13 protein-coding genes and 1 riboswitch are annotated in these 20667 nt (G+C 67.8%); of the genes, 5 read left to right on the forward strand and 8 right to left on the reverse strand.

Translation table 11 applies throughout. The annotated features are described in order from the left end of the window. Complete coding sequence (locus EL272_RS03975) at positions 1 to 1920, reverse strand: DUF6049 family protein (protein ID WP_244926140.1); 1920 nt, start codon at positions 1918 to 1920, stop codon at positions 1 to 3. A gap of 85 nt (positions 1921 to 2005) precedes the next feature. Then, positions 2006 to 2108: riboswitch (TPP riboswitch) on the forward strand. A 68-nt stretch (positions 2109 to 2176) separates the two neighbouring features. Here EL272_RS03975 and EL272_RS03980 point away from each other — a divergent pair. Together EL272_RS03980 and EL272_RS03985 are read left to right on the forward strand one after the other, a co-directional pair. Next, positions 2177 to 2812: an ECF transporter S component gene (locus tag EL272_RS03980; protein WP_014845941.1), complete on the forward strand. Its 636-nt coding sequence runs from the start codon at positions 2177 to 2179 to the stop codon at positions 2810 to 2812. Beyond that, the gene (locus tag EL272_RS03985) at positions 2805 to 5018 is read left to right on the forward strand and encodes an ATP-binding cassette domain-containing protein (protein ID WP_061787815.1); all 2214 of its coding nucleotides are present in this window, start codon (positions 2805 to 2807) and stop codon (positions 5016 to 5018) included. The genes EL272_RS03980 and EL272_RS03985 overlap by 8 nt, the downstream gene beginning before the upstream one ends. A 15-nt stretch (positions 5019 to 5033) precedes the next feature. Here EL272_RS03985 and EL272_RS03990 read toward each other — a convergent pair whose 3' ends face one another. The 7 genes from EL272_RS03990 to EL272_RS04020 form a co-directional block, all read right to left on the reverse strand. Then, entirely contained in the window at positions 5034 to 7616 is a 2583-nt protein-coding gene (locus EL272_RS03990) for an AfsR/SARP family transcriptional regulator (RefSeq protein WP_061787814.1), read from the reverse strand. 33 nt (positions 7617 to 7649) lie between these two features. After that, on the reverse strand, positions 7650 to 7829 hold the full coding sequence (locus EL272_RS03995) for a hypothetical protein (RefSeq protein ID WP_041696233.1): 180 nt from the start codon (positions 7827 to 7829) through the stop codon (positions 7650 to 7652). Between the two features lie 82 nt (positions 7830 to 7911). Continuing rightward, on the reverse strand, positions 7912 to 8796 hold the full coding sequence (locus EL272_RS04000; RefSeq protein WP_014845945.1) for a hypothetical protein: 885 nt from the start codon (positions 8794 to 8796) through the stop codon (positions 7912 to 7914). 1 nt (position 8797) lies between these two features. Further along, a complete protein-coding gene (locus tag EL272_RS04005; protein ID WP_014845946.1) occupies positions 8798 to 9649 on the reverse strand; it encodes a type II secretion system F family protein in 852 nt (283 codons plus the stop codon). Then, on the reverse strand, positions 9637 to 11067 hold the full coding sequence (locus EL272_RS04010) for a TadA family conjugal transfer-associated ATPase (RefSeq protein ID WP_061787813.1): 1431 nt from the start codon (positions 11065 to 11067) through the stop codon (positions 9637 to 9639). The genes EL272_RS04005 and EL272_RS04010 overlap by 13 nt, the downstream gene beginning before the upstream one ends. Continuing rightward, complete coding sequence (locus EL272_RS04015; RefSeq protein ID WP_061787812.1) at positions 11064 to 11867, reverse strand: hypothetical protein; 804 nt, start codon at positions 11865 to 11867, stop codon at positions 11064 to 11066. Before EL272_RS04015 ends, EL272_RS04010 begins: the two co-directional genes overlap by 4 nt. Continuing rightward, positions 11867 to 12472 (reverse strand): hypothetical protein, encoded by a 606-nt coding sequence (locus EL272_RS04020; protein ID WP_126409342.1) that lies wholly within the window; start codon positions 12470 to 12472, stop codon positions 11867 to 11869. The genes EL272_RS04015 and EL272_RS04020 overlap by 1 nt, the downstream gene beginning before the upstream one ends. A 314-nt stretch (positions 12473 to 12786) precedes the next feature. Here EL272_RS04020 and ptsP point away from each other — a divergent pair, with 314 nt between their 5' ends. The 3 genes from ptsP to EL272_RS04035 all read left to right on the forward strand — a co-directional run bounded on the left by ptsP (position 12787) and on the right by EL272_RS04035 (position 20616). Further along, positions 12787 to 15372 (forward strand): phosphoenolpyruvate--protein phosphotransferase, encoded by a 2586-nt coding sequence (gene ptsP / locus EL272_RS04025; RefSeq protein WP_073970062.1) that lies wholly within the window; start codon positions 12787 to 12789, stop codon positions 15370 to 15372. A gap of 9 nt (positions 15373 to 15381) precedes the next feature. Continuing rightward, positions 15382 to 17142, forward strand: coding sequence for a PTS transporter subunit EIIB (locus tag EL272_RS04030; protein WP_014845951.1), 1761 nt, complete (start codon positions 15382 to 15384; stop codon positions 17140 to 17142). A gap of 282 nt (positions 17143 to 17424) precedes the next feature. Beyond that, a complete protein-coding gene (locus EL272_RS04035; protein ID WP_244926110.1) occupies positions 17425 to 20616 on the forward strand; it encodes a S8 family serine peptidase in 3192 nt (1063 codons plus the stop codon). The last annotated feature ends 51 nt before the right edge of the window (positions 20617 to 20667 follow it).

Raw genomic sequence — 20667 nt, forward strand, 5'->3', positions numbered from 1 at the left:
TTACTGCTCACGACTCTCCCTGGCTCGTTCCCTCTGCACCGCCCTGATACGCAGGAATGTGCCTCCGACCACTACTGCACCCGAGATGACTATGATGATCCAGCCGACTCGCCCGAGGCCGGTGGCCGTGATCTCCACCGGCACCACCGATCCGAACGCGGTTCCCTGCTCCGTCGTCAGCTGGGCCCGCACCGTCACGACCCCGTTGGACGTGGTCGACGGGGAGACGCTGACCGTTCGGTGCTCGCCGGGGCCGAGGGTCACCAGCTCGGAGGGGGCGACCCGGATCCGGTTGGGGGAATCGCTGACGAACCGCACCCGCACCTTGACGGTGATGGGAAGCGGATTGCTGATCGTCACAGGGAAGTTGTTGGTATCGGAGCCCATCACGAACTGGCTGGCGGCGCTCAACCGGATTGTGGAGGGGGCCAGTTTCTCGCTGGGGGTGGCGCTGACGAATTCCATGGCTTCCTGCTCGGAATGGAAGGCGCTGTTGAAGGCCCGCGCGGCAGTGGCCGCGTTCAGCGCGGTGCGGTCGGTTCCCGTCAGTTCCTCCAGGAGCTGGGTGGAGTCGAAGATGCCCTGCACCTGGGAACGCAGCCCGGGCCACGGGGTGATCTGTTCCGCCGGGGTTTCATAACGCGCCTGATCGCTGGGTTCGGGGAGGGGAGCGGTGGTCTCGGAACCGGCCAGGAGGTCCGCGCGGCTGATGTTCGCGGCCTCACGAACCATGTGAATCGCCGGCGACCCGCCCAGCAACTCCTCGGCCAGCCGGCGCCCGGAGATCTGCGCATCCGTCAAGGTACTTCCGGGGCCGATACCGGGCAGGTCCAGGGGGGACACGCGCAGGGCGTGGGCCTTGACGCTGTGGTCCGTGGTGGTTATCTCCCCGCTGGATGTGAAGTTGTTCCCGAAAACCTTCCGGAAACCGTGGAGGGCCAGCGTCAACGTCAAATCCTGGGAGTCGTTCCCGCCCAGGTCAGCGGCTAGGGGCGCGTCGGCGATGGCGCCCAGGTCCGCGGCCTTCAAGGCGGTTTCGGACCATTCCAGGGCGGCCTCGAAACCGTTCAGGTCCCCGGCGGCGTGCAACCGCGCCAGGTTGGGGTTCCCGAACGGCAGCCGCATCACCCTACCCGTGCTGATCAGATTGTTGATTCGTTTCACGAAGTTGCCCGCGGTCTCGCTCGGGGGGGCAGCCTGACCGGCGACGGTGTGTTCCCCGGCCAGCGCCTGGGCCTCGACCAGCAGGGACGGATCCAGCAGCGTGTAGACCCCCGGTTTCTCAGCGGCCGTCAACAAATCGGACAGTTCCCCCACGAGCCCGGATTCGAGGGAGTTGTCCTGGAAGTCCGTGCCGTCCAGCAGGGTTGGCCGGGTGGCGAGCTTCACGACGGTTGAAACCTGTAAAGGTTTCTTGGCGGCTACGGCGAACACCCTGCCCCGGCCCACCGTCACGGGATCCTGCTTGGGGGAGTTGGAACGGATCTGGACACCGAGCATGTGGACGGAATCCGTCCTCGACGACAAGGTGAGTTCACTGATGGTCGCGCTCACCGTGAACTTCACCGAGGCGCCCGGGGCCAGTTCACCCAGTTCCTGATAGTTCTCCTTGGAGTTCGTGACCCGTCTCCCCGGAGACTGTGAGGGCTCGGAGGTGAGCGCCTGCTCAAGTTCGTCATGTTCCGTGATCGCTCTGGTCGATCGCCAGAAATGGACGCTGGCGTTTTCCACGGCCTGGTTGGTGTTGTTGCGCACCGTCCCGGTCATCGTGATGCGTTGATCCGGCTGCGAACGGTCCAGCAGCTGCGGGGAGAGCGACTCGATGTTCACATCGAGGTTTCCATCCGCCCGGGAAGGGGGCACAACGATGCCGACGACCACGGCTGCCAGCAGCAGCATCCAGGTCATCAGCCTTCTCATCACCGGGCCATCGTAATAGGAGGTCCCACCCATTCGGGAGGTCGTACTCGAGATGCACCGACGAACCGCAGTCGGTAATGTTCGCTGGATACGACAGGGGAGCGCAGTTGCGCTGAGAGTGCGGGGAACCGCAGACCCTCGAACCTGAACCGGTTAGCACCGGCGTAGGGAGTCGGGAATCTCCGGTCGCGTCGGGCGTGCCCGCCGCGACCTCCCTGAGGAAACCGGAACAATCCGGCAGACCACAGGAGTTGACATGACTGGAACCGCCAGGACGATGAGGACACAGCTGGCGGCGGGAGGACCCGCCGCGTGGCGTTCCGTGGATCTCGTGACCATCGCCATTCTCGGCGTAGCACTGGGCGTCGCGTTCTGGGGATGGGATCTGCTGCTGTATCCCGCGGTGTCCGCGGCGCTCAACACGGTCTTCCCGCCCCTGGCGAGCCTGACCCTCGGGGTGTGGGTGCTGCCCGCGGTCGTGGGTGGGCTCGTGGTGCGCCGCCCCGGAGCGGCCCTGCTCTGCGAGATCGTGGCCGCCACCGTCGAGGCGTTGCTGGGAAACCAGTGGGGGCTGAACGTGATGATCTCAGGAACGCTGCAGGCGCTCGGGGTCGAGATCATTCTCGCGGTCTTCCTGTGGCGGGGATTCCGCGTCTGGGTGGCGATGCTGGCCGGTACGCTCTCCGCCGCCCTTGAACTGTGCTGCTGGGAATGGTGGGTCTACCAGGGCGAGTACACCCTCGGCATGAAGCTGGTGGCCCTCGGGTGCGCCGTCGTTTCCTGCATCGCGATCTCCGGTCTCGGAGGCTGGGCCCTGGTCAGGGCGATGGCCGCGACCGGGGCGCTGAACGCCTTCCCCGCCGGCCGGGAACACCTGGCCCGGCGTGGCTGAGCGGGGCCAGCTGCGGGCGGTCGCGCTCACATGGCAGCCCTTGGGCGCCGATCACCCGCTCCTGAACGATGTGGATCTCGAGATCGGGGCGGGGGAGAGGGTCCTGTTGGCCGGGGTCAGCGGGGCGGGGAAATCCACCCTGCTGCGGGCCTTCGCCGGGGTGTTGGAGGATCACACCCCGGGGGAGCTCACGGGCGAGGTGACGGTCGGGGGAGTCCCGGCGGCCGCGGGTCGCGGTGACGTCGGCCTGGTGGGACAGCAGCCTTTCGACTCAGTCGTTGCCGAGACCGTGGGGCGTGACGTCGCCTTCGGGCCGGAGAACCTCGGCCTGCCGGTCGCGGAGATCCGCGGACGGGTCGCCGAAGCGCTGGAACTGGTTGATTTTCCCTTTCGCACCGGACACCCGACGGCGGCGCTGTCGGGCGGGCAGGCCCAGCGACTGGCGCTGGCGGGGGCGCTGGCCATGAAACCCGACGTGCTTCTCCTCGACGAACCGGGGGCGATGCTCGACGCCCCCTCGGCCGCCCGGCTGCGGGAGGCGGTGAACGACGTGGTCACCCGCACCGGCGCCACCCTGGTCGTCGCCGATCACGACATCTCCGGCTGGGCCGGGATCGTGGAGCGGCTGGTGGTGATCGACTCGGGACGCGTTCTCGCCGACGGTCCCTTCGGGGAGGTCCTGGGGACCATGGGTGCCCGCCTCCTCGAACTGGGGCTCTGGGTCCCGGGGGCGCCCGACCCGGAACCCGTCGCCGTCGACCTCGGAAGGAACACGTTCCGGGAAACGGGGGAGGTCGTGGCCCGGGCCCGGGGCATCACGGTCGACCGGAGGCCGCCGCTCACCTTGAGAAGCACCCGGGAGGACGAACCACGGCGGGTGCTGCACGACGTCGATGCGGAGCTGCGGCAAGGAGAACTGGTGGTTCTCAACGGCGACAGCGGGGCTGGCAAGTCCACCCTGCTGGCCGCGCTCCTGGGAACGCTGCCCGTGGTCTCGGGGGAGGTGAGGATCGGCGGTGACGATCCGGCGCGCCTCACCTCGCGGCAGCTCGCGTCGAGAGCGGGCTGGGTTCCGCAGTTCGCGGAGGGCCTGGTGGTGGGGGACACCGTGCTGTCCTCCCTGACCGCCACGGCCCTGGTGCTGGGAGGGGATCCGAGGGACGTGGAGGACCGGGCCCGGCGGCTCCTGGCGGCGGTGGGGCTCGACGGCATGGAGACCCGCCAACCGTTGAGCCTGTCGGGTGGGGAACAGCGACGCCTGGCCGTCGTCTCCTCGGTGCTCCACGCACCCGGGGTCCTGCTGGTGGACGAACCCACCGTGGGGTTGGACCGGTTGACCTGGGCCGCGGTGACGGGGATCCTGATCTCGGCCCGGGAAGCCGGAACCGGGGTGATGGTCGCCACCCACGACGCCGCGCTGACACGCCTCGCAAACCGACGGGTTCGCCTGCCCTCGCCACCCACGGACGGGGAGGAGGGCTCCCCGGTCGCCCGGGGAGGACCAGCATCCGGGGGCCTGCTGGAAAGGACCGGGCCGCTGTCCCCGCTGCTCGGGGCGGTTCTCCTCACCGCCTCGGGGGTTGCCGCCGGGGGGCTGCTGCCCCTGGCGATCGGGGTGGCCGCCCTGGTGGTCACGGGAATGGTGCTGCTGCGGTTCCGGTTCCCGCCCGGGCGGCTGGTGGCCCCCGGGATCGCGATCGCATCCATCGCCTGGTCCAACTGGCTGCTCTCCGATCCCCGCGCCGTCGAACCCGCACTGGTGGCCGCCCTGCGGGTGGCGTTCATCGTGCTGCCCGGTGTGGTGGCCGCCTCGTTCCTGGAACCCACGGCCCTCGGGGATCACCTCGGGGGGCTGCTGCGGATGCCGTCGCGTCCCGTCCTGGCGGTGGTCGCGGCTCTCCGCCGGCTCGACGGGTTCGCGGAACTGTGGCAGGAGATCTCGCGGGCACGGCGGGTCCGTGGTGTCGGTCCGGGCCGTTCCCCGGTCAGCAAGGCGCGCGAGTGGGGGGCGCTGTGTCTCGTGCTGCTGGTGGAGTCGGTCAGGCAGGCCGGGAGGTTGACGATCGCCATGGACTCGCGCGGCTACTCGGCCCCGGGACCCAGAACCTGGTTCGGGGAGGCCGCGTGGAGCCGCAAGGACACCGAACTGGTGGTGATCGCCGCCGCGCTGGCTGCCCTACCCCACCTGCTCGGAGCACTCATCTGATCTCGCTCGGGGCGGTCATCCGACGCCGGAGCGTTGCCTGCGGGGTCCCTGACGGCAGGCCTGGAGGGCCTCTTGGATCATGCGCACCGAATCCGGCCCGAGATCCCGTCCCGAGGCGCGTGCCGACCGCGTGAGCTGCAACACCTGCCGGTCCACCTCGGCCCGGTCGCCGCGCTGGGCGAACGACCGGATCCGCCGCACCACCAAGGGTTCCACTTCCCCGGCGGCGCGGACTCCTTGGGCGATGGCCCAGTCGGCCAGCTCGTGTTCCCAGCGGGCCGTGCAACGATCCGCCAGCACCGCCGCGGCGTCGACGATCATGCTCACCATGTCGCTGCGCATCTGCTCCGCCCAGCTCCACTGGAACTCGAAACTCCCCAACGGGGTTCCCCGGACCAACGCCAGCGCCTCGGCCAGCAGCGAATCGCTGGCCCGGTTGACCCCACCCGCGAGCAGCGACTGGAACCTCTCCCAATCGCTCGAGACGGAAGCGGCGAGCCGGATGTGCCCGGAGTAGGCGTCGGGCAGGTGTTCCCCCTCCGGGCCCCTGCCCAGCCAGCCGCGCAGCCTGGACATGTTCGAGCGCCTGGTGCTCTCGGCGACCATCAGCGACTCCCGCATCTGGGTGGGGGTCGCCCCGGGATTGGAGAGCAGCCAGGCGCAGCATTCGAGGCAACGCCCGGCGGCCCGGGAAGGGCGCGGCCCGTCGCAGGCCACCAGGTCCACCTCCCCCAGGAGAAGCAGCGTCGGGGAATGAGGTTCGGCGACCATGGGTGGATCCTTGACGGGGCCGCTGCCGGGCAGCGGGTTTTCATCGGGGGGAAGGGGATCGTCGCGCCACCAGGGGGCGGGCTCCGAGTCCGGTGCGATCGAGGATGCGAACAACTCGACCAGCGCATGGCGGGCCGGTCCCGGGATGAGCTGCGGTTCGAACTCCTCCCCGGAGTCCAGCGTCGCGGCCTGCGCGTCCCGCAACTCCAGACGACTTCCCGGAGCGGGGGGACGTTGCCGGACCGGGGCCATCACGCTGACCCCGACCCGGCCGAGTTCGAGCACCCGGGTGATGCGGACCACCTGCTGGGGAGTCAGGGAATCGCAGAAGATGAACACGGTAGGGGCGAACCCGGTGGCCCGGTCCGGATCCGAACGCGCGGCCGTGAGCGGGTCCGAGCCGAGCGCCACGCGGCGACCGGCGCAGAGCCGCTCCAGTTGCGCCAGCGCCTCATCGGTGGACGGGAGAACCGTGAGGCGGGGATCGTCGACGGCCTCCGCCCAGGTTTCCCGGGGATGGGCCGCGACCACGTCGACCTCGGACGACCACTGCGAACACAGCAGGCTGGTCCAGGTGCCGGCTGCCATTCCCAGGACATCTGGTTGGGTCCCGGAGAGCCACAGGCAGCGGCTCTCCTCCAGGGTGACCCAGACCTCCTCCTCCCCGCGCCAGCCCAGCAGCACGGAGGTGGGGGACAGGTCGGCGGGGCCATCGGTCCGGGGCTGTGTGCCGCGGCGCCCCAGGGCAGTCCAGAAACGTTCCAGAGGGGGTGGGACGGGAATGGAACGGCGCCCGAGGGGACGGGCGTGCAGGGCGTTCCTGCGGCGCAGCGACAGGCCTGTGATGACCCCCGCCGCCAGCAGGCCCCCGATCGGGCCGAGGTAACCCGACAGGTCGGGGTTCTCGTCCGCGGAAGGGGCCTTGGTCACCGGTCCGGGGTCTTCGGCCGGGGACGGGGTGGGTGGGGGCGTTGGAGTTGCTTCCGGTGAGGGTGCGGGTGTGGGGGCTGGTTCGACGGTGACGGGCGGCTGGGCGGGACGCGGCTGCGCGCCCGGGGCGGCCACGTCCGCCCCGGGCAGCGTGAGAACCCAGCCGGTGTCGATCTCGTCGGGATCGGAGATCCGGTCCCGGTTGGCCTCGTGGAGCTCGGGCCAGCGTTCGGGATCCCCGAGATGCCGCTCCGCCAGGTGCCAGAGGGAATCCCCCCGCTCCACCCTCACCGTCATGGGCAATCGGAGGATCGTTCCCGGGGGAGGGGGATGGTCGATGTCGATTCCCGGGTTCGCGGCCACCAGCTGGCGCCATCTCTCCCCGGCACCGAGTTCGCGCGCCGCGATGTCCCACAGCTCGTCGCCCGGCTGTACCTCGTACTCCCGCCAACCGGTGGGTTCCTGCCGGGCGGTGTGGGATGGTGTGGCGGAGTCCTCGGGCCGGATCTTGGCCGGGGCGGTGATTGCCGCCGGCGCATCGGGCGGGGACGAGAATGCGTTCGCGGTCAGCACCGGGGACAGGGCGGCCGTCACCAGCAACGCGATGACGGGACGGAGCCAGCCCGTGCCCGGCACGCGGAACCGGATCCGGCCCCGCGAGATGGTGTGCAACAACTCACCCGCGGTGGTCAGGGCGAGCATCGCCCAAGCCAGCCAACCCGCCAGTGACAACACCCCCAGCGTGATCCGGCCGTCATCGGGACGCAGGAACACACTTCCCCAGTTGATCGTCGCCAGCTCGGCCAGCCAGCCCCAGCAGAGCAGCAACCAGGGCACGCCCAGCAACAGGACGACGAGCAGGAGGGCGGCGGCAATTGCCGTTGCGACTCGTCTCACACTGGGATTCCTTCCGGACGGTTCGGTCATGGGTCAGTGGGGAAGGTTCGCCTCCACGAATTTCGTGATCACGCTGACCACGAGCAGGGCAATGGTCACGGCCCCCGCCAGGAGAATGGCGTTCTCCGTGGACTGCGACAGCCCGCGTTCGTCCCGTCGGGGCGGGAGCAGCAGGTGTAGTTGCTGTTGGAGGAGGATCAACAAGGGGGACATGGTTCCTTCTTCCCTTTCTGGTTTCACTTTGGGCGGTGGAGTGTCCTGAACTCCGTTTTCCACAGGTTTTTCATGCTGGTTCTCAAAGGCCGATGAGGATGAACAGCGGTGGGATGATGAAAGCCAGGCCGAGAATCAGCGCGGGCAGGGTCATCCAGATGGTGAGGGCCTCGGTGTCCGCCTGGGCCCGTGAGCGTTGCTTCGCCAGATGCCCCTCCCGGAGTTCCCGGACCCTGGCCTGCAGGGTCTCGGCGAGTGCCGCCCCCTGTTCCTCCAGACGCATGATGTCGGCGAAATCACCCAGCTCCGGCACGTCCCACTCGTCCGCGATCCGGTGCAGTTCCCGCCACGGGGTGGTCTGCTCCAGCCGGCACCGTTCCAGGCCGGCCGCCATGCGGCGGAACAGCGGCGCGTCGGAAATGGTTGCCGCCTGGGTGACGGCCTGGGTGGCGGAAGCGTTGGCCAGACGCTCCAGGGCGACCAGGTCGAAGAAGGTGTGAACCGCCTCGGAGGTGCTCCTGTGCACCTGCCGGGATGCCCGGGAAAGTCTCAGGTCCGCCAGGAAATAACCGCAGACTCCCAGAACCGGTCCCAGGAGCAGGGGTGCCGGTGTCATGGGGTTCCCCAGGATCAGTTGCATGACGAGCCAGATCGCGGGGGCGAGCAGTCCCGTCGTGGCCAACACCAGTTTCTCCGCGAAGAAGTCGGCGACGCTTCTTCCCGACAGCAGGAGAAGCCGCTGCTGATTGCGGGTGATCGGCAACCGGAGGGTGCCGTGCAGCCACTCGCCGGCCGCCTCCAATCCCCGCCGCTCCGGATGCGTCTCCCGCACCTCGGGAGCGGTCCCGTCCAGGAGGGCCAGGGCGTCGGCCAGGCGGATGGGGGCTCGCAGGCCACCGATCACGACCAGGAGGGCGCCGGCTCCGATCGCCATTCCCGCCACCATGAGCGGTCCCAGGGTTCCCATCTCAGTTCCCCCTCAGGAAACGGGCGGCCGGTTTCGGGAGGGTCCTGCGACGCAGTATCAACAGCGCCCCCACGTAGAGGGCGGTCAGCGCAAGTGCCAGGAACTGCCCGGTGGGTGTCCCGTATGGGGCGAAATAGCCGGGGGAAAGCCACCGGACCGCGACGAGGATCGCGAGCGTGATGCCCACGATCTGCCGCACAACGGCCCGGGGTTTGGCCCGTTCCGCCGCGATCTCGCGCAGGGTGCGCAACCGCATCTGGGTGTTCTCCGCCAGCGCGGCGAGCATGGCCCGGGCGCCGATCCCGCCCCGCGAGGAAGCGATCGCCAGGGCCGCCAGCACCCCGTCGGCGTCGGCGGATTCGAGTTCATCGGCCATCGCGATCAGGGCGTCCCGGGTGGTCCACCCCAGGTCGAGTCGCGCGACGACCCGGGCCACGGGGGTGGTCAGCACCTGGGGAACCTGACCCCGGGTGGTGATGATCGCGTCCCGGATCGATTTCCCGGTCGCTATCGAGGGCCCGAGGAAACGCAACCAGCGGTCCAGGGCGGCGAGGATCTCGACCTCCGGGTTCGGTGGTTCGCTCAACAGGTAGGGGATCCCGAGCAGCACCAACGGGATCAGGACCACCGCCGCCAGCCAACCGGTCCAGATACCGGTCACGACACCGGCGCCCACGCAGAGGACCACCCACAGCCGGCGTCGCGCACCCATGGCCCGCCAGCGGGCCACCAACCGTACCGTCCACGGCCTGGACACCGGGGCATCCGGGATCCGGCGTCCCAGCCCCGCCACCAACAGGATCACCCCCGCGACCAGCAGGGCCCCGCTTCCCGCGGCGATCAGCGGTCCCATGACACCCTCCGGAAAACCGAGAGCTCGGCCGACATCGCCGCCTCCGGCTGGAACAGCGGAGCCGGATCGGAACGGTAGACGAGGTGGGTGCTGGGGCGGTTGTTCTCGACGGCCCCGGTCAGCTGCCGCACCTCGCTGACGAAACGCCGCCTGAGACCGCCGCGCCAGGTGTCGTCGCGCAGGGTCACGTGGACGATGAAATTGATGTTGTGAGCGATCTGCCGCATCGCCTCCTCGACGCTCAGCACCCCTCCCAGCGCGACGCGGGCCGCCAAGCGGTCGATGGTGGATGCGGCGGAGTGCGAGTGGGTGGTCGACAGGGTACCGGCGCCCGCCTGCATCGCCTCGAACATCGCCCCCGCCTCGGCGCCCCGGACCTCCCCGACCACCAGCCGGGACAGGTTCTGCCGCAGCGCCTCGGGAATGAGATCCGCCACGCTCCACTCCCCGACGTGCCGGTCACCCTGCTGTTCCCCGAGACCCACTTTCGCCTGGAGGGCCAGCATGTTGCGACGCCCGGGTTGCAGATGGGTCAGCAACTCGTAGTCGGTCTCCAGGGTCCCGAACCGTTCGTTCGGTGGGATCTCCGCTATCAGGGCACGCAGCAGGGTGGTTTTCCCCGCCCCCTGGTCCCCGGAGATCACTATCGACTTGCGGGCCAGCACGGCCTGGGCTAGGAGCCGGGCCACGGGAAGGGGCAGCATGCCGTCGTCGGCCAGTTCCTTCAACGTCACCGAGGTCAGTGTGTGCTGGCGGATGATGACAGAGGGCCGGTGGCTCAACCCGAACCCGATGGCGTGCAGCCGGAAACGGCTGCCGAGCGCCAGGGTCATCGTCGGGTGGGCGTCGTCGAAGGGACGTGGCGGGTTGGCGGTCTCCCCGAGGAACCGGACGGCCTCGATCAGTTCCTCGTCGGAGTCCGCCACGGGCGGATGGGGCTCCCGGTGCCCGTCGCCGTACTGGATCATCACCGAGTCCCAGCCGGTGATCTCGATGTTCTCAGCCTCCGGGATGCTCAGGACCGGGCTCAATCTCCCGTAGCCGAAGATGGCCTGCGCCACGGCCTCCGCGTAGCCGGTTTCCAGTTCCATGGGCCACAGCGCCGCACCCTCGCTGCTGAGGCGTTCGGCGTGGGCGTGCACGACGGCGCGGATGATCGCCCTGCCCTGTGCCCTCCGGTCGTCCTCGGGCATCACCGTGCCGTGTTCGGTCAGCCAGCGTTCACTGGCCTGACCGATCTGCTCGGCGGCCTGCCTGCGAAGCGACACCACGAGCTGCCAGTCGACATCGGAGCTCGGCTGCCACTCCTCCTCCTCGAGGAACCGGTGACGAGGTGCCGCACGGGGATGCCAATCGGAGGTGGCGAGGGCGGCGAACGCCCCTGACAGGCTGGGTGGTTTCGAGACATCGCTTATCACGGGGCACCGCCTTGGAGCAGTTCACGCCTGAGGGCCCTGGCGCGTTCGAGTCGCTGCGTGAGATGCAGGGCCGCCACCCGGTACGAGCCGAGGAGTGGCGAGTTGTTGAATTTCCTGGGCGGTGTCAGGCCGTGGCTCAACACCCCGGCGGGTTTCGGATCCCAGGGAATCCGGGCCCAGCAGTCGATCCCGAACTGGGCGGTGATCTCGTGCACCGAGTAGGGGCGATCCGGTCCCACGAGCATCAACCCCAGCGGGCGATCCGCAGGGAGGGTGCTGACCTGCTCAGTCAGCAGGGGAAGGTACAGGCGCGACGCGGCCAGCGATTTCAGGTTGCTCTGCAGCACGAAACCGATGGCGTCCGCGATTTCCAGCAGCGCGACGGGAAGTCCGTCGCGACCCAGCCTCCCGGCGTCCACTATGACGTCGATTCCTTGGGAGCCCAGGCCCACGAAGGCCTCCGCGAGTTCCGGCCAGATGTGATCGAACAACCGCACCGCCCCCGGCTGGGCGAAACCGGGGAGGAAACGCCGGCTGGTGGCGTCCCCTTCGGTCAGGGCAATGGTCTGCCGGGACAGCTCCGGTCCGATGTCCCGGGTCTCGCGGTGCAGACGGGCCAGGGCGGCCAACCCCCTGCCCCCGAGGTCGAGGCCGCGGAGGTAGCCGGCGGGAATGGCCTGCGCCGGGTCGCGGTCGCAGTCGGAGAGCATTACATCGCCGGGCCAGCAGAGCGTCAACCCCAGGGCGGTTGTGGTGATTCCGGGGGCTCCCGGCCCGCCCGTCAAGACTGTCACCGACATCAGGACTCCTGGAGGACGAACAGTGCGACCTGATCCGCTGCGGCGCGGGTCGCCATCAAAGGGGCCTTGTCAGCCGGGAGGCTGATGTCCAGCAGCCAGGTGGCCCCGTCGGGCAGTTTCTCGGGGAGGGCCGCGACCACGGCCTCGGCCATCAGGACGCCCTCCTTGAGATCGACCAGCTGGATTCTCTGGCCCGGCACCAGCGGGGCGTTGGGCATCCTCCCGGGACCGAGTTTCAGCCCCATCGTGACGTTCCCCTCGGGAAACGACCGGGCCGCCACGTGTCGCTTGGCGGGGAAACTGCCCGCGGGTAGATCGAACAGGGCCTGTTTCCCGATCAGGTCATCCATCTCCCGTGGGTCGAGTCCTCCCTCCTGGTCCCCCGGTAGTTCTCGCACGGTCAGGTCGGAGGAGCGGATCTCCTGGCCGCGGGTCACGTCGTTCGCCATCGCGACGGCCTGCCGGTGGCCGGTCGCGGTCGTGTACAGGGCGGCGGCTCCCAGGGCTCCCAGCACGATGAGGAGCACACCCAGGGCGATCAGGCGCGGGCTTCGTCGCGCGCGCAACTGGACTCCCTCGGGTCGGGTGGCGGAGGGTTCGGTCACGTCGTTGTCCCTTTCGTTGTGCCGGAAGGCGTGGGGACGGCCGGTGCCGGTACAGGAGTTTCCGGGAAACGGCAAATTCTCCGCGCCTTCGCGTTGCCTGAAGTTAACTCGCCTCGGGGAGCGAGCGTGCAGAGTTAACCAAGAATTAACCTTCTTCCCCTGCGGGCGGGGGGTTATCCGCCGAATCGCCAAATCCCGGCGAATCGAGGAATAGGTGTTCCGCTTGAGGCTGAACCCAACTAGGCTGCTGAGGACACTGGGGAGCAGGTGCGAAATCCGAAGTGACACCTCCCCTCCGGAAAGGAAGTGCCGTTGTGAGTGCAGAGTCGACCGCGCGGGTGAGTCTCAGGGCGCCGCTGACCGGCGTCATGGTTCCAATCGAGGACGTGCCGGATCCGGTCTTCGCCAGGAAAATGGTCGGGGACGGGTTCTCCGTGGATCCCTTGGAGGGACGGCTGACATCGCCGGTTCCGGGGGAGGTGGTGGATCTTCAACCCTCCCGTCACGCCATAACCGTGCGCAGTGCCGAGGGACTCGAGATTCTGATGCACATAGGCCTGGACACCGTCAGGTTGGGGGGCGACGGTTTCCGCGCCCACGTCTCCGAGGGGCAGCGGGTGGGCGCCGGTGACCTGCTGATCGACTTCGACCTTGATGACGTCGGCCGCAAGGCCAAGTCGCTGCTGACCCAGGTGGTGGTCACCAACACCGAGTTGCTCTCCGCCATCATCCCGGTCACGGGCCTGGTCAGCGGTGGAATCGACGAGGCCGCCGTGGTCGAACTCAAACCGCTGGAGGAATCCACCCAGGAATCGGGAACCGCCGTCGACGCCGCATCGGACGCCCTCGTGGTGCCGAACCCGACCGGACTCCACGCCCGCCCCACCGCCACGCTCGTGGCTCTCGCGAAGCAGTATCGCTCCGACATCCAGTTGCGCCGCGGCGACGACTCCGCCAACGCCAAGTCCATCGTCGCGATCATGAGCCTCGCGGTTGCCTGCGGTGAGAAGGTCGTCGTCACCGCGCACGGAACCGACGCGAAGGAAGCCGTCGCTGCGATCTCCCAGGGCATCCGGGAGGGCCTCGGGGAGGACTGCCCGACCCTGCCCAGCGGCGGTGTCGTCGGCACGGAGGACACCATCCCGATACCCACCATCACGGAACCGGTGGCCGAGACCGCCGGGCCGCGGTCGGGCGACTGGAACCTGCTGCTCGGTGCTTCCGCGTCCCCGGGACTCGGCATCGGTCGCGTGGTGCAGCTCCACCACGAGGACATCGTGGTCGAAGAGTTCGCCGAGGACCGGCACAAGGAGAGGCGCAAGCTGAACTCCGCCATCGACCGGGCCCTGCTGGATCTGTCCGCTCTGCAGAAACGGATGTCGGAGGAGGCCTCCGAGGAGAAGGCCGCGATCTTCGCGGCCCACCAGGAGATCCTGGGCGACCCCGAGCTGCTCGACCTGGCCGCCTCGGCCATCGACAAGGGCAAATCAGCGGCCTTCGCCTGGCGCGGCGCCTTCAACGCCTTCGCGGACCAGCTCGCGGGGTTGAAGAACGAGATCCTCGCGGGTCGCGCCAACGACGTGCGCGACGTCGGGCAGCGGGTGCTCGAGGAACTGACCGGCCAGCGCTCCGAGAAGGGAGAGCTGCCCGAGAACACCATTCTCGTGGCCGAGGAGCTCACTCCCTCCGACACCGCGCAGCTGGACCGCAGCCGCGTGGTCGGTTTCGCGACCACCGGGGGCGGCGCGTCCTCCCACGTGGCGATCATCGCCCGCTCCCTCGACATCCCCGCCGTCGCGGGCATCGAGGCCAGGGCCCTCGACATCGCCGACGGCACCCTCGTGGTGCTCGACGGCTCGAAGGGCACCCTGCGCATGGGGGTCACCGACGAGGAAGTGGCCCGGCTGCGGGAGAAACAGGCCCGGATGGCCGAACGCAAGGCCGTCGAGGAGGCCGCCAAGGACGAACCCGCCGTCACCACCGACGGCCACCGAGTCACCGTGGTGGCCAACATCGGCGGTGTCGACGACGCCGTCGCGTCCATGGACAAGGGTGCGGAGGGCGTCGGTCTGCTGCGCAGTGAGTTCGTGTTCATGGGGCGTTCCACCGCCCCCACCGAAGCGGAGCAGACCCAGATCTACACCGACTGCGCGAAGGCCCTGAAACCGGGGCAGCCCCTGGTGATCCGGACCCTCGATGTCGGCGGCGACAAACCCTTGGCGTACCTGCCCATCCCTGCCGAGGAGAATCCCTTCCTCGGTGTGCGAGGCATCCGGGTCGGCCTGGAGCAGCCCGAGGTGCTCCGCACCCAGATCCGCGCCGTCCTGGCGTCCTCGGACGCCGGCGCCAAGCTGCACGTGATGTTCCCCATGATCGCCACCATCGACGACTGGCGCCGGGCGAAGCAGATCTTCGACGAGGAACGCTCCAAGGTGGCCGCGTGGGACCGGGTGAGCGTCGGGATCATGATGGAGGTTCCCTCCGTGGCGGTCATGGCCAGGCAGTTCGCGGCCGAGGACGGCTGCGACTTCTTCAGCGTCGGCACCAACGACCTGACCAGCTACACCCTCGCCATGGACCGGGGACATCCCAAACTCGCCAGCCAGGTCGACCCCTGCAACCCAGCGGTGCTGGCCCTCATCGGGCAGGCCGCCGAGGCCCTCCACGAACGCGGGAAGTGGCTGGGGGTGTGTGGCGGTGTCGCCTCCGACCCGCAGGCGGTGCCGATCCTCGTCGGCCTCGGGGTCGACGAACTGAGCTGCTCCATCCCCGCGATCCCCTCGGTCAAGGCGGCCGTGCGCGCCTACGACCTGTCCACCTGTCGCGCGCTGGCGGAGAAGGCCGTCAACTGCGCCACCCCCGCCGAGGTCCGGGCCCTGGTTCCCGTCGACGAAGTCTGAGAGGCCGACATGAGTACTGCATCCGAGATCGTGGCCGCCGTCGGCGGACCCGAGAACATCCAGTCCCTGACCCACTGTGCCACGCGGCTGCGTTTCCAGCTGGTCGACGCATCCGGGATCGACACGGGGACGGTCGAATCCATCAAGGGCGTCATGGGGGCGGTTCCCCAGTCCGGGGACCGCTACCAGGTCATCATCGGCGGTGGTGTCCAGACGGTCTACAACGAGATCAACGAACTGCCGGAGATGTCCAACAGACGCCAGCTCACCGACGCGGAGCTCAAGGCCGCGGCCAGGGCCGGGGGAGTGCGGGGAAAGTTCGCGTGGGTTGACTCCTTCTTCGAGTTCCTCTCCGATTCCTTCCGCCCGATCCTGGGTGCTCTTCTCGGGGCGTCATTGATCATCACCTTCATGTCGCTGATGGCGACGTTCAAGGTCATCGACAACTGGGCCGACCCGCAGGTCCAACTGCCCCCCAGCTGGGCTTTTGTCAATCTGTTGTGGAAGGCGGTCTTCTACTTCATTCCCCTGATGGTGGCCTACAACGCATCTAAGAAACTTGGCGCCGACCCGTGGGTCGGTTTCTCGATCATGGCCTTGGTGATGCTCCCCGGGTTCGCTGATCTTGGGAAGAACGTGGCCGCCTACGATGCGGAGGTATTCGGTAAGAGCATCAAGCTGATCGATATCTTCGGGGTTCCGCTGACCATCTTCGACTACGGATCGCAGGTATTCTCGCCGCTGCTCATGGCAGGGCTGCTGGGTCCGCTTTACAAGCTCTTCAAGAAGCTGATCCCCGAGAACCTGCAGCTGATCTTCGTTCCCTTCCTTTCGTTCATCATCATGCTGCCTCTCACTGCCTTCCTGATCGCCCCCGTCGGGGTGTACGCAGGTGCCGGTCTGGCAGGTGCGTTGCAGTGGATCAACCAGTGGCCCTTCATCTTCGCCATCCTCATTCCGTTGACCTACCCGTTCATGGTGCCGCTCGGCCTGCACTGGCCGATCAATGCGATCATGATCGTCAACATCTCCGAAAGGGGCTCTGACTACATTCAAGGCCCAATGGGCGCCTGGAACTTCGCCTGCTTCGGTGCGACGGCTGGTGTCATGATCCTGGCGATGCGGGAGCGTGACCAGCAGATGCGCCAAACCTCCACAGGCGCGCTCGTGGCCGGCCTGCTGGGTGGGATTTCCGAGCCTTCTCTCTATGGCATTCATCTGCGGTTCAAGCAGATCTACCCGAGAATCCTCGCGGGCTGCGCCGTTGGTGGCATCATCATAGGCTTCGGAGGGGGACTTGAAGCCGGCGGATTCGCGTTCACATCGCTGTTGACCATCGGTATCTTCACCCCCACCCTGCTGTACATCATCGCCATCGCGGCCGCATTCTTCACCACCTTCTTCCTGGTGCTCGTCTTCGACTACCGCACCCCCGAGGAGAAGGCCGCCGCCCGCCGCGCCGCCGAGCCGGCGGAGGCCGCGGTCGAGCCGCGCGTGATCGTCGTCGGTGACGTCGAGACCAACCAGGCCAAGCAGTGGGTCACCGCACTTGGCGGGGAGGACAACGTGCGTTCCGTCGAGGCCATCGCCGAGACCCGGGTGCGGGTCGAGGTCGTCGACGACTCCAAGGTCGATGCCGACGCCCTGAAACGGGCCGGGCTGGCCGCTGCCGTCAAGGTCGGCGACGGGGTCTGGCACCTCGTGGCCGGCCTGGAAGCGGCCCAGTACGCGGAGGGAATGCGCCGGCGGGTGGCTGCCGTCGTGAGCTGATCTTTCCTTCTTGCGAGGCCCCCGGAATCCGCCGGGGGCCTCGTGATGTTCCGGGGATCGGTTCCCGGGCTCCTTGGTGATACCGGCGGGGGTTTGGCGGTGATCCACCGGCAGGCTAGTCTGCCTTTCGGTCATCGTTTCCACTCGGAGCGGAGATCTGAGGAGGGGAAGGGAAGCGAAGGCCTTTGTGGACCCGGGTGGGTCCTTCGCACAAGGAAAGGCAGAACCTTGCGAAGTAGAAAGCTACTAGCCGCTGTGGGTGCCCTGGCGCTCGTTCTCCCGGTGTCCACGGCCACCGCGGATGAAACGAGCAGCGAGGGCGGCCTGGCAAACCTGATCGCCAAGGCCCCGGGCGGGGAGATCCAGTCCGATTCAGCTGAGGAACTCTTCGGCGTCAGCGGCAAAGTCACCGTCATGGTGGAACTCAAGGACGACCCCGTCGCAGTTGTCAAGGCGGAGAAGGGCGGTGAGCTCACCGCCGCCCAGGAGGAGAAGATCGAGAGCGAGCTGTCGGGCGTCCAGGACAAAGTTGCCACGACCATTGAGGCCAAGGGGGGTGCTGTCGAGAGCAAGATGCAGTCCGCCTTCAACGGCATGCGCGTGACCATCGACAGCAGCGAGTTAAAGAATCTCGAATCCCTCCCTGAGGTCAAGGCCATTCATTCCGTCCCCACCTACGAACGCAGCAACGTTCACGGGGTCCCGATGATCGGAGCGCCGAAGGTGTGGGAGGGCGCCGGTGGCGCCACCGGATACACCGGTGAGGGCGTCAAGGTCGCCGTCATCGACACCGGCATCGACTACACCCACGCGACCTTCGGTGGCCCGGGAACCGTCGAAGCGTTCAACAAAGAGTCTGCCACCAAGACCCCCAACTCGGAGTGGTTCGGTCCCAACGCCCCGCGCGTCAAGGGTGGGGTGGATCTCGTCGGTGACGAGTACAACGGCACCAACACCCCGACGCCCGACGACAACCCCATCGACTGCGCCAGGGCCGGGCACGGCACCCACGTCGCCGGCACCGTCGGCGGAGCCGGGGTCCTCGCCGACGGCAAGACCTACACCGGCGCCTACGACCAGAAGACCCACGAGAACGAGTTCAAGGTGGGGCCCGGTGTCGCCCCCAAGGCCGAGCTCTACGCGGTGCGCGTCTTCGGTTGCACGGGGTCCACGAGCATGACCACGGAAGCCATCAACTGGGCCGTGAAGAACAAGATGGACGTGATCAACATGTCGCTTGGCACGCCCTACGGCAAGCGCAGCGACGCCGATGCGATCGCCTCCTCCAATGCCGTCGCCGCGGGTGTCGTCGTGTTGGCCTCGGCCGGCAACTACGGTTCGCAGCCTTACCTCACGGGTTCGCCCGCGTCCGGTGCCGGGGTCATCTCCGTCGCCGCCAGCAACCCCATGGAGAACTACCCGGGTGCTCAGCTCACCGTTGACGGCAAGTCCGTTCAGGCCATGAACGCCAACGACGCGAAGCTGCCCGCAGACGCCCCCGTGCACGTGCTGAAGGACGCCTCGGGCAATGTTTCCCTCGGCTGCGCCGACTCCGACTACGCCAACGTGCCTGAGGGTTCCATCGTGATCACCGCGCGGGGTAACTGCGCCCGGGTGGCCCGTGCCGTGTTTGGGCAGAAGCACAAGGCAGCTGCCGTGGTCATGATCAACTCCAGCGACGACTACGCCAGTTACGAAGGGAAAATCACCGGCAACCCGAGCACCGGGGAACAGCTGGACGTGACGATCCCATTCCTCACCGTCAAGCACTCTGACGGCGCAGCCCTGGCCGCTACCGATGGCAAGCAGATGACCTTCGCAGCGAACACGGTCCCCAACCCGGATTTCACCAAGTACGGTGACTTCACTTCCGCCGGTCCTCGCAGCGGTGATTCCGCCCTGCGTCCCAGCGTGGCTGCCCCCGGCGTGTCCATCACCTCGGCCCGGGTCGGTTCCGGAAACGATTCCAGCACTCTTTCCGGCACCTCCATGGCCGCTCCGCACGCAACGGGCGTCGCGGCTCTCACCAAGCAGGCCCATCCCTCCTGGAACTCCCAGGAGATCTCGGCGGCGATCGTCTCGACGGCCGACGCCTCCAAGGTGAGCGGCTACGGACCCACGCGTGGCGGCGGCCTGGTGGATCCGGTGGACTCCACCACCACCCAGGTCTTCGCGTACGGTGACTCCAACGAGGTGAAGGACAAGACCGTCCGTGACGCTCTGCTCAGCTTCGGCTACCAGGAATCCAACGGTTCCTTCGAGGCGACCAAGACGATCACCCTCGTGAACAAGGGGAACTCGGAGGTCACCTTCAACGGGGAGGTCAAGGCCTCGAGCCAGAGCCTGCCCGCTCAGGTGAAACTCAACACCAACAAGGTCACCGTCCCTGCGGGCGGCACGGCCGATGTCACCGTGACCCTGACCATGAAGGCCTCGGATGTTCCGAGCAGCCTCAAGTCCCAGAACTCCCAGAACTTCTACGAGGCCTCGGGCAACGTGCAGTTCACCTCGGGTGACAAGACGCTGAGCGTTCCCTACCTGATGGTTCCCCGTTCCACCACCAAGGTGACCGGTGAGATCAGCTCCGATTCCTCCAAGATCGGCTTCCAGAACCAGGGCGGCACCTACGACACCAGCGGGTTCCTGTTCAACTGGGGCGCCACCGACCCGAAGGGCGACCTCCCGGCCGAAGCCATCGAAGCGGGCGATGGCGTTGACATCGCCAACGTCGGGGTCGCGACCACCACGTTCGACGGCGAGAAGGCCTTGGTCTTCGCGATCAACAGTCACACGCGCCACTCGAACGCGGCCGGTAACAGCTACCAGATCCCGATCGACAACAACAATGACGGTAAGACGGATTACATCGTGTTCAGCGCCGACTCCGGGAAGAGGCGTTTGAAGGTCTACAACGGCGTTCCCGAGGTGTTCATCTACGACATGGCCACGAAGACGGGCGTCCCGGCGGGGAGCTACACCCTGGCACCCAGCGATTCCAGCACCGCGCTCCTCACGGTCAAGGCATCCAGCGTCGGTGTGACCGGCAAGTTCCAGTACGGGGCCGTCACCTATGGCAGCAACGCCCAGGCGAAGGACGCCACCGATGGCATGGCCACCTACGATCCGGAAAACCGCCCCTTCAACGACGGCCAGAGCTTCCAGGTGCCTGCCGGCGGGTCGAAGGACGTGTCCGTCACGTACAACAAGGCTGCGGCTGATGACCAGAAGTCGCTGGGATGGATGGCAGTGGTCTTCGACAACGATCAGGGAACTCCTGAGGCGGTCACGGGTTCGTTGACCGGTGGCGGAACCAGCCCGACGGTGAGCCCCACGACTCCGAACCCGACGGTGACCCCCACGAATCCGAACCCCACGGGCTCGGCTTCCCCGGGTGACCCGAGCGCTCCGGTTTCGCCTGTCCCGACCCGGGCTCCGCTCAAGCCGGGCCTGCCCAAGACTGGCGACCTGGGGTGATGCTCTGAATCGGACCCGAAACACAGGGATGGCCCCCGCATCAGCGGGGGC

The sequence above is a fragment of the Arachnia propionica genome, assembly GCF_900637725.1.
Classification (GTDB): domain Bacteria; phylum Actinomycetota; class Actinomycetes; order Propionibacteriales; family Propionibacteriaceae; genus Arachnia; species Arachnia propionica.

Excerpts from the sequence above, each read along its gene's own strand:
- EL272_RS03975 (WP_244926140.1), bottom strand. The coding sequence starts at position 1,920 with ATGAGAAGGCTGATGACCTGGATGCTGCTGCTGGCAGCCGTGGTCGTC.
- EL272_RS03980 (WP_014845941.1), top strand. The coding sequence starts at position 2,177 with ATGACTGGAACCGCCAGGACGATGAGGACACAGCTGGCGGCGGGAGGA.
- EL272_RS03995 (WP_041696233.1), bottom strand. The coding sequence starts at position 7,829 with ATGTCCCCCTTGTTGATCCTCCTCCAACAGCAACTACACCTGCTGCTC.
- EL272_RS04000 (WP_014845945.1), bottom strand. The coding sequence starts at position 8,796 with ATGGGAACCCTGGGACCGCTCATGGTGGCGGGAATGGCGATCGGAGCC.
- EL272_RS04005 (WP_014845946.1), bottom strand. The coding sequence starts at position 9,649 with ATGGGACCGCTGATCGCCGCGGGAAGCGGGGCCCTGCTGGTCGCGGGG.
- EL272_RS04015 (WP_061787812.1), bottom strand. The coding sequence starts at position 11,867 with ATGTCGGTGACAGTCTTGACGGGCGGGCCGGGAGCCCCCGGAATCACC.
- EL272_RS04030 (WP_014845951.1), top strand. The coding sequence starts at position 15,382 with ATGAGTACTGCATCCGAGATCGTGGCCGCCGTCGGCGGACCCGAGAAC.